This is a genomic window from Deltaproteobacteria bacterium, from assembly GCA_026388545.1.
GTDB lineage: Bacteria > Desulfobacterota > Syntrophia > Syntrophales > UBA2185 > JAPLJS01.
Genome location: JAPLJS010000108.1, coordinates 18,110 through 34,185, shown reverse-complemented (window position 1 = coordinate 34,185; position 16,076 = coordinate 18,110). Strand labels below are relative to the sequence as shown.

11 protein-coding genes and 2 riboswitches are annotated in these 16,076 nt (G+C 50.5%); of the genes, 9 read left to right on the top strand and 2 right to left on the bottom strand.

Going from position 1 to position 16,076, the window contains the following annotated elements; all coding sequences use genetic code 11:
* From NTW12_13195 to cobD, 9 genes are all read left to right on the top strand, one after another.
* Positions 1-1,504: hypothetical protein (locus NTW12_13195; protein MCX5847291.1), on the top strand; the 1,504-nt coding region annotated here is incomplete at its 5' end.
* On the top strand, positions 1,461-2,174 hold the full coding sequence (locus tag NTW12_13190) for a FecR domain-containing protein (protein MCX5847290.1): 714 nt from the start codon (positions 1,461-1,463) through the stop codon (positions 2,172-2,174). The genes NTW12_13195 and NTW12_13190, both read left to right, overlap by 44 nt.
* A gap of 51 nt (positions 2,175-2,225) precedes the next feature.
* Positions 2,226-2,398: riboswitch (cobalamin riboswitch) on the top strand.
* A gap of 9 nt (positions 2,399-2,407) precedes the next feature.
* Positions 2,408-3,502, top strand: coding sequence for an iron chelate uptake ABC transporter family permease subunit (locus tag NTW12_13185; protein MCX5847289.1), 1,095 nt, complete (start codon positions 2,408-2,410; stop codon positions 3,500-3,502).
* A 755-nt stretch (positions 3,503-4,257) separates the two neighbouring features.
* Positions 4,258-4,455, top strand: a riboswitch (cobalamin riboswitch).
* Between the two features lie 30 nt (positions 4,456-4,485).
* Positions 4,486-6,591 (top strand): TonB-dependent receptor, encoded by a 2,106-nt coding sequence (locus NTW12_13180; GenBank protein ID MCX5847288.1) that lies wholly within the window; start codon positions 4,486-4,488, stop codon positions 6,589-6,591.
* A gap of 26 nt (positions 6,592-6,617) precedes the next feature.
* Positions 6,618-7,418, top strand: a complete 801-nt coding sequence (gene cbiR, locus NTW12_13175; GenBank protein ID MCX5847287.1) for a cobamide remodeling phosphodiesterase CbiR — start codon at positions 6,618-6,620, stop codon at positions 7,416-7,418.
* A gap of 167 nt (positions 7,419-7,585) precedes the next feature.
* The gene (locus NTW12_13170; protein MCX5847286.1) at positions 7,586-9,172 is read left to right on the top strand and encodes a cobyric acid synthase; all 1,587 of its coding nucleotides are present in this window, start codon (positions 7,586-7,588) and stop codon (positions 9,170-9,172) included.
* A 17-nt stretch (positions 9,173-9,189) separates the two neighbouring features.
* The gene (locus tag NTW12_13165; protein MCX5847285.1) at positions 9,190-10,599 is read left to right on the top strand and encodes a cobyrinate a,c-diamide synthase; all 1,410 of its coding nucleotides are present in this window, start codon (positions 9,190-9,192) and stop codon (positions 10,597-10,599) included.
* 173 nt (positions 10,600-10,772) lie between these two features.
* The gene (gene cbiB / locus NTW12_13160; protein ID MCX5847284.1) at positions 10,773-11,723 is read left to right on the top strand and encodes an adenosylcobinamide-phosphate synthase CbiB; all 951 of its coding nucleotides are present in this window, start codon (positions 10,773-10,775) and stop codon (positions 11,721-11,723) included.
* Positions 11,720-12,799 carry a threonine-phosphate decarboxylase CobD gene (gene cobD, locus NTW12_13155; GenBank protein ID MCX5847283.1) on the top strand — a complete coding sequence of 360 codons (1,080 nt, stop codon included), beginning with the start codon at positions 11,720-11,722 and terminating at the stop codon, positions 12,797-12,799. Before cbiB ends, cobD begins: the two co-directional genes overlap by 4 nt.
* Before the next feature lie 37 nt (positions 12,800-12,836).
* On the opposite strand, the gene typA is transcribed toward cobD, so the two are convergent.
* On the bottom strand, positions 12,837-14,660 hold the full coding sequence (gene typA / locus NTW12_13150) for a translational GTPase TypA (protein ID MCX5847282.1): 1,824 nt from the start codon (positions 14,658-14,660) through the stop codon (positions 12,837-12,839).
* 48 nt (positions 14,661-14,708) lie between these two features.
* Positions 14,709-15,866, bottom strand: a complete 1,158-nt coding sequence (locus NTW12_13145; GenBank protein ID MCX5847281.1) for an ATP-binding protein — start codon at positions 15,864-15,866, stop codon at positions 14,709-14,711.
* Positions 15,867-16,076 lie beyond the last annotated feature (210 nt).

Here is a 16,076-nt window from a genome sequence, read left to right as displayed (position 1 = left end):
AGCATTGAATGATGTGAACACAATTGATCTTGGCGCCTCGACGGTATCGGGTAACCTTAGCGTTACCGCTGCCGGTCCGATCATGCAGAGCGGTGCGATTACGGCAAATGTAGTTGGGAAGACGGCCACTTTTGCAGCGGGAGTTGGAAATAACATCACCCTTGACGGCGCTAACGACTTCACGACGGTGAAGATCACAAGCGGGAACGATGCAACATTGAACGATGTGAACGCCATTAATCTCGGTAACTCGACGGTGAGTGGGTCACTGGGTGTGACAGCAGGCGGTAATATCACGCAGACCGGCGCCCTTGCCGTTACCGGTGCATCCACCTTTGACGCCGGTGCAACCCACGATATCACCCTGGCGAACGCAGGCAATAGTTTAAGCAGCGTTTGGATCACGGGAAAGAACGTATCCCTGACAAACACCGGCGCTCTTTCCCTGAACGCCTCGACAGTATTTGGAGCCTTGGGTGTTACAGCCGGTGGCATTATCACCCAGACGGGTCCGCTGATGGTCACCGGAGCAGCGACATTCGCTGCCGGCTCAACAAACAACATTATCCTTGCCGATAGCAATGGTTTCAGCAGTGTAGGGATCACGAGCGGAAAAGATGTGATTTTGAGTAACGCCGCTGCCCTTGCCCTGAGTGCGTCGACCGTAAGCAATAGTCTGACCGTGGCAGCCGACGGTGATTTGACGCTGAACGGGCTTATTAATGCAGGTGCTGGAGGCGTGACACTCGTATCGAACACCGGTGCGATCATAAACGGCATGGGAAGCTCGAGAAGTATCACCGCCGCTTCTCTTGTTGCCAGTGCAGTCGAAGGAATAGGGAGCGGAAATGCACTACGAACTGGAGCCAGCATGATCTCGGCTACCAATGATACCTTGAACAATATTGAATTCGAAAATACGGGCATCCTCACAGCAGGTGTCTTTAGCAACAATGGTTCAGGTGACGTCATTCTCAACAATTACGGTGCAGTTACGACCGGCCTCGTTGCATCATCGGGCGGCGCTGTTTCCATAACCGCCCATAGTCCTCTGACGATCGGCGCCGGCGGTGTTTCTGCGAATGGTAATATAACATTGGAAGCCTCGGCGAGCGGTGCTTCTGATGACCTTACGATCAATGGAATGGTCTCATCATCAAATGGAAATATTATCCTGAAGGCCGGCAGCAGCATCATTCTTGGAGCAGGCGGAAGTTTGAGTGCGTTTGGCACGATAACGATGACTGACCAGTTGAATGCACCCGTTGTGACGGTGCCACCCGGCAGTGACCAGACAGTTCCGGCTGCTACGGGCAACGAGGTTTCGAGCAACGATACGGTAGTCGCACTCAAGACAACCGAGGGAACAACAATAGCAACGGTGGAAACGACAAGCGATTCGGACGAAAAAGAGGATGAGGAACGTAAGAAGAAAAAGGAAGGTGGGGAACAAACAACCGATGATAAGAAAAAAGAAGCCAAAGTTAAAAATTACTGCAATTAGCTTACTATTACTATCCTTATTGTTGATTTTTAGCACAGTATCCTTTGCCGCAACAACGATAGGGAGAGTTACGCATTTGAGCGGGCCGCTGTTTGCAAAAAAGGCGGACGGGACTACCAGGGTCTTGTCCATAAATTCTTCGGTTGAACAGGGAGATACACTGGTAACCAAAAAAAGGACCTATGCCCGGATCAAGTTTACGGACAATGGTGAGATGACCCTGCGTCCCAACACTCAATTCAAGGTTTCGCAGTATAACTTTGATAAGTCCGCTCCCAGAAAAGACAAGGCCGTTTTCAATTTGGTCAGAGGAGGAGTGCGCTCTCTAACGGGGATGATAGGAAAACGGGGTGATCAGGACAGCTATAGATTGATAACTCGCACAGCCGTAGCGGGCGTCAGAGGGACCACATACGAGTGCAAGATTTGCGAGGGCAACTGCGGATCGCTCCCGGACGGAGTGTATTTTTTTATAGCAGCAGGAAGCATTAGTGTCAGTAATAGTGGCGGCTCACAGACTTTTAGCGCCGGTCAGTATGCTTATGTGGCGACTGCGACATCGATGCCGACAATTTTACCGGGAAATCCGGGGATTGACTTCACCCTGCCGGTATCTGTCGGGGATACATCGGGAGGAGGCCCCCAGGATAGCGGCTGCGTGGTACGCTGAAATAATTAATTCTTGACAAACAAATCCGCCTTTGTTACTGGTCATACCACTAACAAAAAAAATACTGATGGATGTGTGGAAGAGGGGTTAAATGCCCCCGCTGCCCCGCAGCCGTGAAGGGAACGAAAACCCGAAAAGCCACTGTCGTGATCAAATCGTGACGGGAAGGCGGGTGAGTAGGCAGCCCGAAGCCGGAAGACCAATCCATCATGAATATCCTCGCGGGAGGAACAATGCTTAAGTACTCTTTCCTACCTGTTTTTATACTTTCCGCTATTTCTGTCCTTGCGATAACCAGAGACGCAACCGATAAGGCTGTCACTCTCTCCCGTGTCATACGGGTGAGTCTCTTTCTGCTTGCCGTTTTAATCATCATTTCAGTAAGTTCGATGCTCGTCGGGCCCAGTAATTTGGGAACGATAACTCTTTTCAAAGGTTTACTGTCGGGGATGTATAGCGGAGACCTCAGTCTTTTTACGACGGAAAAGACGATCCTTTTTTCCATTCGTCTGCCCCGGATCATCTTTGCCGGTATTGTCGGCGCTTCCCTCTCGGCGGCAGGAGTTGTATTCCAGGGACTCCTCCGCAACCCCCTTGCAGATCCTTACATCCTGGGGATATCCGGTGGATCGGCAGTCGGAGCGATTATTGCCATAATAACGGGAATAAGCTTCATCCCTTTTGGAGTTCCCGGTATGGCCGTTTCAGGGGCGCTGCTTACAATCGCGCTGGTTTACGGAATTGCAAAAACAAAGAAAGAACTTCACTCCACCACACTTCTCCTGGCAGGCGTTATCGTGAATGCCTTTTTCTCTGCCGTCATTATGTTCCTGATTTCCACAACCAGCAGTAAGGAACTGCGAAGCGCTATATTCTGGTTAATGGGAGATCTGAGTCTCGCCGAATGGAACGAGATCATCCTGACAGGCTCTTTTTTAATGATCGGTTTCATTGTTATGTACAGCTACTCGAGACATCTGAATCTCATTGTCACCGGAGAAGAGACCGCAATGCAACTTGGCGTAAATGTTGAACAAACCAAGAAGATTCTTCTGCTTGCCGCCTCACTCGTAACGGGAGTAGCCGTATCGGTAAGCGGCACCATCGGGTTTGTCGGCCTGATCATTCCGCACATGATGAGGATGCTCTTAGGCTCAGACCACAGACTTCTTTTACCTTCTTCCGCCCTCTTCGGCGGTTCATTTCTTATTGTCGCGGACACCCTCGCCCGAACGATCACAGCCCCCGCCGAGTTGCCGGTGGGTGTAATTACTGCAATGTGCGGGGCCCCCTATTTCATTTACCTCTTACGCAGGAGGGCCGTCTGATCTATGTCCATAATCAACCTCGAACAGATCGGATTCAGATACAACGAGCACTGGGTTCTCAGGAACGTCTCTTTTGAGGTAAAAGAGGGCGAGTTTATTGGAATACTCGGCCCCAACGGCTCCGGTAAGACAACCCTGTTGAATGTTATCGACGGCATTCTCATACCCCAGGAAGGAGAGATATGGATAAACGAAACGTCCTGCAATAAGCTCAAGAGGGAAAATCTTGCAAAGATTATCGCCGTTGTACCCCAGGAATCCTCGATGATTTTTCCCTTCACTGTTCAGGAGATCGTTTTAATGGGACGGGCGCCGCATTTAGGTAAATGGAGGTTCGAAGGAGAAACAGACTTCACCATTGCCCGTCAGGCCATGGAGATGACGGATACCCTTTCTTTGATGAACCGGAGCATGAATGCCTTAAGCGCCGGTGAGCGTCAAAGGGTACTGATTGCAAGAGCCCTGGCCCAGCAGCCCCAGATAATGCTCCTTGATGAGCCGACGGCCTTTTTGGACATACGGCATCAGATCGACTTTTTCGATTTAATAAAAGCGCTGAATAAAAACCAGACTCTCACGGTAATTGGCGTCACACACGACATCAATTTAGCATCGTCGTATTGTGACAGGCTCATTCTTATGCGAAACGGCAATGTTCACTGCCTCGGAAGTCCTGACGAGGCAATAACAGAATCACATATCAGGGAAGTATACGAAACAAATGTAACTGTCGACAGAAATCCGGTGACCGGTCAGCCACGGGTCACCCTTTTGAGTTCACATCCATCGGAGGGAGGAAGCCGGTCCAACTCCGGCGCTGCCCCGCAACTGTGAGCGGAACGAAATCCACACGATGCCACGGGTCTTTTTTGAGGAAGACCGGGAAGGCGTGGATGGTAGGTGCAAGGTACAAGCCGCAAGCCAGGACACTCATCTGATGGACCAAATAACTACATTCCCGAGGGGGAAAGGAGAAACGTCAAATGAAAATCAAGTCAAAATGGTTCGTTATTTTTATTGCTGCCGTGCTGATTATAGGTACGGCCCATTATGTTTTCGCTGCGCAGAATGATGGATCTCAGGAATCCGCAATCACACTGGAAGAGGTTGTTGTTACAGCTACGAAAACCCCGGAAAAGCGGAAGGACATTCCCAATGCTGTCATCATCATAGACAAAAAGGATATTCAGGCGTCCGGTGCTAAAAGTATCGGGGAATTACTGGCGAACGAGACGGGTATCGACTGGCAAACCTATGGCAATTACGGCGGCGCCAACCAGGAGATCCATATTCGCGGGATGCGGGGCAATGCCACCCAGGTGCTTGTCAATGGCGTCAACGTCGGTTCCCCATCCTTAGGCATTGCGGATGTAGGAAAAATTTCCATCGATAACATCGAGCGGATCGAAATAGTCAAAGGCTCCGGTTCACTTCTCTACGGATCGGGGGCAATGGCTGGAACAGTCAACATCATCACAAAGAGGCCGAAGAGAGATAAAATGGACATGAAGGTTGGCGCCGGTTACGGTTCACAAAATACGTATCGTGTAGCGGCAGAAAATGGGATGTTCGTCGCAGGGAATTTCGGATATTATCTGACCGCCGGCAGAACGGAGACCGACGGCTTTCGGGATAACAGTTATCTCAGGCAAAACGATGCATCCCTGAAACTGGTCCTGGATAAGAAAGATATTATTGATATCAGCCTCTATGGCGATTATATAAACAGGAAGTATGGCATGCCGGGTGTCAAGCCGCCTTCAGGCACACGAGATTATTATATCGGCGGTGAAAAGTTTTACAATAGCGAGGCGGCAGCCCTGTTGGATCACAGCGGTGATAAAGACGGGCATGTCGTCCTTGAGGTCAAGGGCAAACCGGTGAAATGGTTCGGTTATGATCTCAAAGGGCATTACACGAACATGGAAAATCACAACTACGAACGTTATGCGTACAACGGATCGGGATATGAAAACTGGGTAACCAATCAGGTGTTGGGAACGGACGGTCATGTGGACATTTATCCCTTTGAGGGAGCCAAACTACTGTTGGGAGGCGAATACAAGAACTTTGACTGGAAGAATGAAGGTTTTGATTTGGATACTACCGGCAAGCAAACCGTCAAAACAACAAATGAAGCTCAGATATTTACCAAAAGCGCCTTTACGGAGGCAGAGTACAGGCCATCGCAGTACTTGAAGGCTTTAGCCGGTTTCAGGCATGAAAACAATTCAGCATTCGGCTCGCAAAACCTGCCCCTCTTCGGCCTGGTCATAAATCCGTTTGAAACAACGGCATTGAAGATCAATCACGGAAAGCATTTCCTGGCGCCCACTCCCAACGATCTTTACTGGCCGGCTGGTCCGTATACCAGGGGAAACGCCGATCTGAAACCCGAAATCGGCTGGCATACCGATGTTACTCTCGAGCAGTCATTACTTAACGATAAGTTATTCATGACGATATCGTATTTTCACTGGAATGTAGATGATAAGATCCAATGGGAACCTGATTCACAAGGCGTCTTCACCCCCATAAATCTGGCGAGCTACAAGGCAGACGGTCTCGAAGTGGGAACCAGGATTGGGCCATTTTACGACCTGACGCTGGCCTTGAGCTACACCTATACGGACGCGGAAGAGGAAAACCGTGAATATACCAGACAGGATTACGGATGGCCGCCGTTTATCCCACCGGATTTCCAATACAGTATGGTCAAACGGCGTGCATCTTACACACCAGATAATCAGTTCAAGGGCGACCTTACGTACAAAAGCAATTTCGGGCTGACCGTAACAGCAACGGCGCGATACGTGGGTGACCGCGTCGTGTACAGGACAGAGACCACCACCTATCCCGATACGAAAACCGTCACCTATACTCTTAACTCCTACTGGACAGCGGATCTGAAAGTCCAACAGCGTCTTTACAAACACTGGATTCTCTCACTGTCCGGCATCAACCTGTTTGATAAAGAGTATGATACTCATCTGACAACCTTCACCGATCAGACTACATGGAAAACCTCGCCGGCCATGTATCCGGGGGCAGGTCGGTCGGTTTTTGCCAGTGTGGCTTATGAATTTTAATTACTCCTATAAGGGAGGACTTCCCTTTGAATTTTAAGGGAGATTTGTCTCTGAAAAACCGATTCCCCTTCCGCCTGGGAACGACCTCATATATCATTCCGGCGGAGCTCCTTCCGAATGTCATCTACCTGGCAGATAAGGTGGATGACATCGAACTGGTGCTCTTTGAATCGGATGAATTCAGCAATTTGCCGGATGCGGCCACAGTGAAGATGCTGAAAGAGACAGCAGAACGGTCTGATCTGACCTACACTATCCACCTGCCTCTGGACACGTGGATGGGACATGAAGAGGCATCTGTCCGGGAGCGATCTGTGGACAAGTGCCTTCGCGTTATCGAACGCACCGCCCCGCTTTCGCCCTTTGCCTATGTCCTTCATTTCCATGGGGATCAGCGGGGTGAACTCCCTTCGCCGGACCTGGAACGCTGGATCGACGGCCACCGGCGCTCTGTGGAGAGGCTCCTTCAGGATGTTAATTCACATGATCTGTGTGTGGAGACGCTCGATTATCCTTACACTGTTATAGAAGACATTATCAGTGACTATAACCTGAGCGTCTGTCTTGATATCGGCCATCTCCTTCTGTGCGGGTATGCGCCGGAAGATTACCTTGACCGCTATCTGCCGCGGACACGGGTGCTCCATCTCCATGGAATTGAGGACGGACATGACCACCGCAGCCTGTCCTTTTTGCCCGCCGGTTTGTTGACGACCCTCATAGACCGATTGGGCAACGGTTCGAATAATTCCAGGGTTTTAACAATGGAGATCTTCGATGAAGGGGCGTTGAATCAATCGCTGGATGTCCTGAGTCGTTATGTGTAATACTTACTACGAAAATAGTCTGAGGCGGGGTTGGAAAACCCCGCCTATCGATAAACGTACGGATAAAATCGATCATCAAACACCCAGATAGGCGGTACATTCCTGTGCCGCCGGCAGCGCATAATTTTCATGCCTTCGTGGTGTCCTACCGGGTATAAGTGTTTAATATGAAGAAGACAGAGAAACAGCCCAAAGCACAATGCGTCGCAGTTTTCGGAACGGGTTCGGATGTAGGCAAAAGCATCGTGGTAGCAGCCCTCTGCCGTATCTTCAATGATCACGGCATCCGCGTCGCCCCGTTTAAAGCCCAGAATATGTCTAACAACTCCTACGTCACACCCGAGGGCGGAGAAATGGGGCGGGCCCAGATCGTCCAGGCGGAAGCTGCCCGTATTGCCCCCCATGTGGATATGAATCCGGTGCTTCTCAAACCGTCAACAGATACGGGCGCCCAGGTTGTCCTTTACGGACAACCCCTGGGAAACAGGGAAGCAAAAGAATACTTCTCCGACACACATTACCTTTATGAGCAGGCATTGGCCAGTCTGCAACGTCTCCGGTCTTCATATTCGCTCATCTTCATGGAAGGCGCCGGTTCCTGCGCTGAGGTCAATCTGCGTCCCCAGGATTTTGTGAATTTCCGCATGGCGCATGCCGCCGACGCACCGGTTATTCTGGTCGCCGATATAGACCGGGGTGGTGTCTTCGCTCAGATAATCGGCACACTGAATATTATCCCCAAAGAAGACAGAAAGCGGGTTAAAGGCATCATCATCAACAGATTCCGCGGCGATGCGGATCTTTTTAAAACAGGCATTGAATTCATCGAAGACAAGACGGGACTTCCCGTCCTGGGGCTTATTCCGTATTTCCATCACATCCAGATAGACTCTGAAGACGGCCTGCCGCTTGATTTCCTGCTTGACCCGCCGTTCGGTCCCGAACCAGGGAAAATTAACATCGGCGTTATACGGCTGCCGCACATCTCCAATTTTACCGACTTCAATCCTTTTGAATGTGACACATCCATTAATCTCCACTACCTCGCACGACCCCGCAGTCTGCATGGGTACGATGCGATTTTTATCCCCGGCACAAAGAACGGCCGTTTTGACATGGAATGGCTTGGGCATACGGGCTGGGCAACCTCACTTGCAGATTTCGTCCGTCACGGCGGCCACCTCGGCGGGATATGCGGCGGTTACCAATTGCTTGGAAAGCTGATCCGCGATCCTTACGGAATTGAAGGGACGCCGGGAGACACACAATGTCTCGGTTTTCTGGACGTAGAGACAACCCTGCACAGGGAAAAGATACTGTCCCGTTCTGCCGGCGTCTGGGAGCAAAACGGAGAAAACGTAGAAGGGTATGAGATACACATGGGCGTCACAGAACGCGGCCCCGACATGTTTCCCGTGATACGTGTTCTCACACAAAACGGAAGCCTCTCCGACGGCTTCGATGGGGCTGCAACTTGTGACGGTAAGGTCTGGGGCACCTATTTTCATGGCCTGTTCGATATGCCCAGCTTCAGACATGCCTTTCTGAAAACGATCTCAGCTAATTACAGAACCGGTGAAAATGATTGCACCACCGTTCATGCATCCGATTTTAAGGATCACCAATACAACCTGTTAGCGGAACACTTCCGGGCACACTTAGATATGGATAAACTGTTTAAAATCATAGGTATTGATGATCTCATGAAAGACATGCGTGTTTCAGAGAATACCATGAAACGTGGAAATATATAAGGAGTGGAGTATTAGTAATGGATAGTCCCCGGATAGTCATAGCAGGCACGCACAGCGGTGTGGGGAAAACGTCCGTCACCCTTGCCGTCGTAGCTGCATTGAGAAAGCGCGGCTTCAAGGTGCAGACCTTCAAGGTGGGACCGGATTTTCTCGATCCATCCTATCTGACTATGGCTTCAGAGAGACCCTGCTATAATCTCGATGGCTGGATGGCAGGCAGGGACTACGTTTGCAGGCTTTTTGCACGGGCGTCTGAAAGCGCCGACATCTCCGTTATCGAAGGCGTTATGGGCCTTTTTGACGGTGCCGATCCCGACAGCTCCGCGGGGAGCACAGCGGAAATCGCACGCTGGCTTGATGCCCCCGTGCTTCTGGTTGTGGATGTCTACGGCATCGCCCGAAGCATTGCCGCCGTCGTGAAAGGCTACACCGATTTCGAAGCAGGTTTGAGGGTGGCCGGGGTTATTGCCAATCGCTGCGGTTCGGAGGGCCATGCATTGTGGCTCGCTGAGTCGCTCGCTTCGGCATCACTGCCCCCCCTTGCGGGAGCCATTCCGATGGATGGGTTTCCCCATCTTCCCAGCCGGCATCTCGGTCTGGTAACGGCCGATACCGGGAACCTATCCCGGCCTGTTCTCAATGGACTTGCGGATGTCTTTGAAAAGTACGCATCGGTTGATACGGTGATGGAAATCGCAAGGAGAGCTCCGTCTCTTGACGTAAAATCCATTACCTTCCCTCCCCCGGCGGGAGGAATTGAGGGAGGGGTTAAAACAGGGAATCGGTTCAAACGCATATCCATAGGTGTTGCCTATGATGAGGCCTTTCATTTTTATTACAGGGATTTCTTTGATGAATTGGAAATGATGGGGTGCATGCTGAAGTTTTTTTCACCGATTGCAGACAACCACCTTCCAGAAGGAATTGATGCCCTCTATATCGGAGGGGGATACCCGGAAGAACATGCGGAGGCCCTTGCCGCCAACGAGGAAATGCATTCGGACATCCGGAAATTTTCCTCCTCCGGCCGGCCTGTTTACGGTGAATGCGGCGGATTGATGTACCTGAGCCGAACCCTGGAAACTAAAGACGGAGTTCAATACCCGATGGTTGGGCTGATCCCGGCGTCAACCAGGATGCTTGACCGGATAAAATCCCTTGCTTATGTTGAAGTGACGCTCAATGCCGATTCTCTCTGGGGCGCCAGGGGGACAACCCTGAGGGGCCATGAATTCCACTACTCGGAATTGACCGCGGACCTGACAGAAAATGAAGGGTGGGCTACCGCTTATACTGTGAGAAAACGCCGCGCCGATGACATCGCAAGGGAAGGTTTTCAAAGCGGCAGCGTATTGGCAAGCTATACCCACCTTCACCTTGCTTCTCGCCCGGAGGCGTTGCAATATTTTATGAATAAAATCTCCTGAAGGCTCCCCCCTTGTCTGCCGTGGTGGGCTATCCGTAAGGATCGAGGCAAGGGGGGATCAGTCATTAACCATTCAGCGCCCCGTGATACTTTGATAATATTCTCTTCAGACCGGTTTGGATGGAGAAATTTTGCAGATAGCGGCAATTAGTGACGTTAATGAGTAGCGGTATCATGACCCCTATGATGTTTTTCAGCGCCTATGTACTGGATCTCATCGTCGGTGATCCCCGTTGGTGTCCCCATCCTGTGGTTATCATGGGGAAGGGCATACGTTGTTTGGAAAGAGTGATCCGGACGTATTTTTCGCGTGGCCATCTCAAAACAGGAGGCGTTATCCTTTGGTTTGTAGTGATTTTGATTACCTATTTTGTGACCTGGGGCATTTTGATGGCATTTTTTAAAGTTCACTGGATATTGGGCGTCGTTGTGACGGTTATACTTGCCTCACAGACTTTGGCCGTAAGGTCGCTGTTTCAAGAAAGTAAGGTGGTTGTCGATCATTTAAATGCAGGCAGTATTGAGGGTGCAAGGAAAGGACTTTCCATGATTGTGGGCAGGGATACGGAAAATCTCGATGAAGAAGGGATATTGCGGGCTGTCGTCGAAACGGTTTCGGAGAACCTGTCGGATGGCGTCATTGCCCCGATGTTTTACTTGCTCCTGGGAGGGGTTCCTCTTGCAATGACTTATAAAGCCGTCAATACATTGGATTCTATGATTGGTTATAAAAGTGACCGTTATCGGGATATCGGATATTTTTCGGCCACGATGGACGATATATTCAACTGGATCCCGGCCAGAATGACAGGTTTCATCGTGGTTATCGCCTCTTTTTTGTTGGGATTGAACGGCAAAAATGCCTGGCGCATTATGAGAAGAGATTGCAGTAATCATCCCAGTCCGAACAGCGGTATACCAGAGGCCGCTGTGGCAGGCGCCCTTGGTGTAGAGCTTGCCGGTCCGATGAGCTATTTTGGTAAGATGATGGAAAAGCCGACCATTGGTGACCGGGTAAAATCAATAGATAGTAGGGATATAAAAATGGTCTGGGCAATCATGTTTTCTTCTTCAGCGTTGATGTCTCTTTTTTGTATTATACTGTTGAGGTTCATGGTGTTATGAACTCGTATGACCATGGTGGAAATATTAGAGAGATATCGAGAATTTATGAAATTGATGAACATCGTCTTGTTGACTTTAGCGCCAATATCAATCCATTGGGTTATCCTCAAGGGACAAAAGATGCAGTGATGAGGTCTTTTGATGATATCTTGCATTATCCCGATACAGAGGCTTACGATCTCATTACGCGGCTGGCCGCTTATCATGGAATGGACCGCCAATATTTCATTACCGGAAATGGTTCCACGGAGTTCATTTACTGGATTCCTATCATCTTTAAACCTAAACGGGCTTTGGTTGTGACGCCGGCCTTCAGCGAATATGAAAAAGGTCTCAATCTGGCCGGTTCTCAGGTAATGTATTTTCAGGCCGACGAAGAACGTGATTTTGTCGTAGATATGGATAATCTGTACACACGACTGGCAGGTGGTTTTGATATTCTTTACTTTTGCAATCCCGCAAATCCCACAGGTGTTCTGACCCCAAAAGAAGAACTCCTTATTTTAATAGCCCGTGCCGATAGTTTGGAAACCATCGTGATCATTGATGAAGCTTTCATTGACTTTGTGGAGGAGGCATCTCTCAAGGTTGCGGTTACGCAATTTTCCCATGTTATTATCTTAAGATCCATGACGAAATTTTTTGGTATCCCTGGCCTTCGCGTGGGGTATGCCATCGCAGGATCTGCCGTTATAGAGAGGTTGAAGAGAAATAAGCCGCCGTGGATGATCAATACCTTAGCCCAAATAGGCGCCTGTGAGGCCCTTTCCAACAGTGCCTTTATATATGAAACACGACGATATGTAGAAACCGAAAAGGCCTTTTTGCATCGTGCCATAAACAGCATTCCCGGGTTGAAAGCCCTCCCGAGCGCCGCCAATTATCTTTTGGTCAGGATTGATTCCCAGAGGGGTTTATCATCGAGGGATTTAAGGGAACGGCTGCTTCGCGAAGATATTTTAATCAGGGATTGCAGCAATTTTCAAAGGATGGGAAATTACTATTTCCGCGTGGCCGTAAAAAAGCATGGGGATAATCAGCTGCTCATCGATACATTAAAGAACGTCATGACATGATTTTTTTTATTACACATCGGAGAGAGAGACTCCGGATTTAAGGATTATTATCTTCCTTGCGTCTCGATGCCCGTTTATTCGCATCGAGCTCCATCTTCCGCAGGCGTATGTGTTGCGGTGTGACTTCCACCAGTTCGTCCTCAGCGATAAATTCAATGGACTGATCCAGGGACAGCGGCCGCGGAGGCCTTAAGGTAACGGTCGCTTCCGACGTTGAGCTTCTGATATTCGTGAGCTTCTTTTCTTTAGTAATATTCACCGTCATATCACCATTGCGATTGCGTTCGCCGATGATCATCCCGCCGTACACCTCGTACCCCGCCTCCACGAAGAGTTCACCGCGGTCTACCATAGCCAGGCTGGCATAGTTCGTCACCCTGCCGCTTCTATCAGCCAGAAGAGCGCCGCTTGCCCGCTGCGGGATCGGCCCGAACCACGGTTCATAGTTTTCAAAGAGCGTATTCATCACACCCGCACCCTTGGTATCCGTCAGAAAATGACTGCGGAAACCGATCAGGCCGCGGCAGGGAACAAGGAACTCCAGGTTGACCCGGCCGCTTCCCTTATTGATCAGGTGGGTCATGCGCCCTTTTCTCACCGACAGTTTTTCCGTAACAATACCGACGAATTCTTCAGGGATATCGATAAAAACGCACTCTACAGGCTCCAGGGTTTTGCCGTTTTCTTTTTTTGTGATAACGGTTGGCTTGGACACCATGAACTCATAGCCCTCCCGGCGCATGGTCTCGATCAGCACGGCCATCTGCAACTCCCCACGCCCGCAGACCTCGAAGGCGTCCTTGCGCTCCAGCGGTTTCAATTTCAGCGAGACGTTCCGGAAACTCTCCTTTTCCAGACGTTCAAGAAGATGGCGTGACGTCAGATACTTTCCTTCCTTGCCGGCAAAGGGGCTGTTGTTTACGTAAAAGATCATGGAGACGGTCGGCGCGTCAATGTTTATCCGTGGGAGCGGTAGGGGATTTTCCTGCGATGTAATCGTATCGCCGATACTGATGGCCTCAACGCCGGCAACGGCGACGATATCACCGGCCTCGACGGCATCCACCTGCTTTTTCCTCAAGCCGTAAAACATGTAAAGGGCGGAAAACCTGACCCCGGAAGTGATCGCATTTTCTCCGCAAAGTGCATAGGTCTGATTCATCGCGAGGACTCCGTTGATCAGCCGCCCGATGGCGATTTGCCCCACATAGGGATCGTAATCGAGATTCGTCACCAGGAACTGGGGAACATGTTCGTCATCGGTGTCAGGACCGGGTATGGCGGAACAGATGGCGTCAAACAGGGGTTTAAGATCTTCCGATGGATCTCCCAGCTTCTGATGGGCGATGCCCCGTTTGGCGTTGGTATAGAGTATGGGAAACTCAATCTGCTGCTCGTTCGCATCGAGATCAATAAAAAGGTCGTATATCTCATCGATGACCTCATCGATCCGGGCATCGCCGCGGTCAATCTTGTTGATGACAACCACAATGGGCAGTTTTCTGGCAAGGGCCTTTTTAACGACGAATCGTGTCTGTGGAAGCGGTCCTTCGCTGGCATCGACCAGCAGAATGGCCCCATCGACCATATTCAGGCTCCGTTCGACCTCGCCGCCGAAATCCGCATGACCGGGCGTATCGACGATATTGATCTTGATCTTGTCGTACCATATGGCTGTATTCTTCGCCATGATGGTAATCCCCCGTTCTTTTTCGAGATCCATCGAGTCCATTACCCGTTCCACGATTTCCTGATGCTCCCGGAAGGTACCCGTCTGCCTGAGCATGGCATCGACTAGGGTTGTTTTGCCGTGATCAACGTGGGCAATAATGGCAATATTTCTTATGTTCTGCTTTCTCACGCGTGTTGCATCTCCTTTACAGTTGATACCGCAGTCTATGGGTTTGGTTCATGACCCCGCAAACAATCCTGCCATTCCATCCGCAATCGCTTCCAGGGGCACGGCATGGACATTCTCCGCCAGGGCATAGCGGCGTGTTCCCGGGTATACGACGGCGATCCGCTCCAGATTCAAATTTTCGAGGGCAATGCGCATCGAGGGCGTCAGCCGCGGCGCATCGATCCTCTTGCATTCCACGCCGAGCATCCGGCCACCCTTCACCATCACGAGGTCGATCTCCGCGCCGTTGTGTGTTCCCCAGAAATAAGCCTCATCGGGGTTCATGGTTTTGATGGTTTCTTCAATGACATAACCTTCCCAGGAAGAACCGCATTTCGGGTGACTGAAGAGTTCCTGGTCTGAGCGGATACCGAGCAACTGATGCAGAAGACCCGTGTCCCGTAAATAAATCTTCGGAGCCTTGACCTGCCGTTTTTTAAGATTGGCGTGCCAGGGCTGGAGCTGGCGAATCATGAATACACCCGTCAGGATATCCAGGTAGCGACGCACCGTCGGCTCGCTGACACTTAAGGAGCGGGCGGGTTCGACGGCGCTCCATATCTGCCCGTGGTAATGGGCTAGCATGGTCCAGAAACGAAGAAGCGTGATGGGCGGGGCCATAATGCCCCATTGAGGGAGATCCCGTTCCAGGAACGTTTGAATAAAGTTTTTACGCCAAGCCAGACTATCTGATTCTGTCTGTGCCAGATAAGAAGGTGGAAAACCGCCACGGAGCCAGTGGCTCTGTTGCATTGCCGTTCCCAATTCTGCCATGCTGAATCCGCTCATGGATACCGTCTCGATCCGGCCGGCCAGCGATTCTGACGCCTGACGAAGCAGGGTCTTCGATGCGCTTCCGAGGATCAGAAAGCGTGCAGACAAAGGCTGGCGATCAGCAAGAACGCGCAGGATGGGAAAAAGATCAGGCCGCCGCTGGACTTCATCGATGACGACGAGCCCCTGCAAAGCACCGAGCGCCGTCATGGGTTCTTCAAGCCGCACCAGGCTGGTGGGATCTTCCAGGTCGAAGTAGTTGGGCGATTCCGGTGCGACGAACTCGCGCGCGAGGGTTGTCTTACCGCACTGTCTTGGTCCAACAAGGGCAACCACCCTGCTTCGATCCAGAGATTCTTTAAGGCGCCGAATCAGTTCATTTCGTGGGATCATGGTGTATGGATACCACGAAAATCGAAATTGTCAATTTCTTTTTTCATGGTAAATTACCATTGAACTTGTCCAGGGAGGTCTCGATACGTAACATTTATTCAGATTACGCTATGTTTTCCTACGAAAAAGTGGACGTTTGCAATTATTCGGTTAATGATGCGAACTCATGCTTTAGACATGCATACCCCATGAATAGTACAAGTGTCTCAA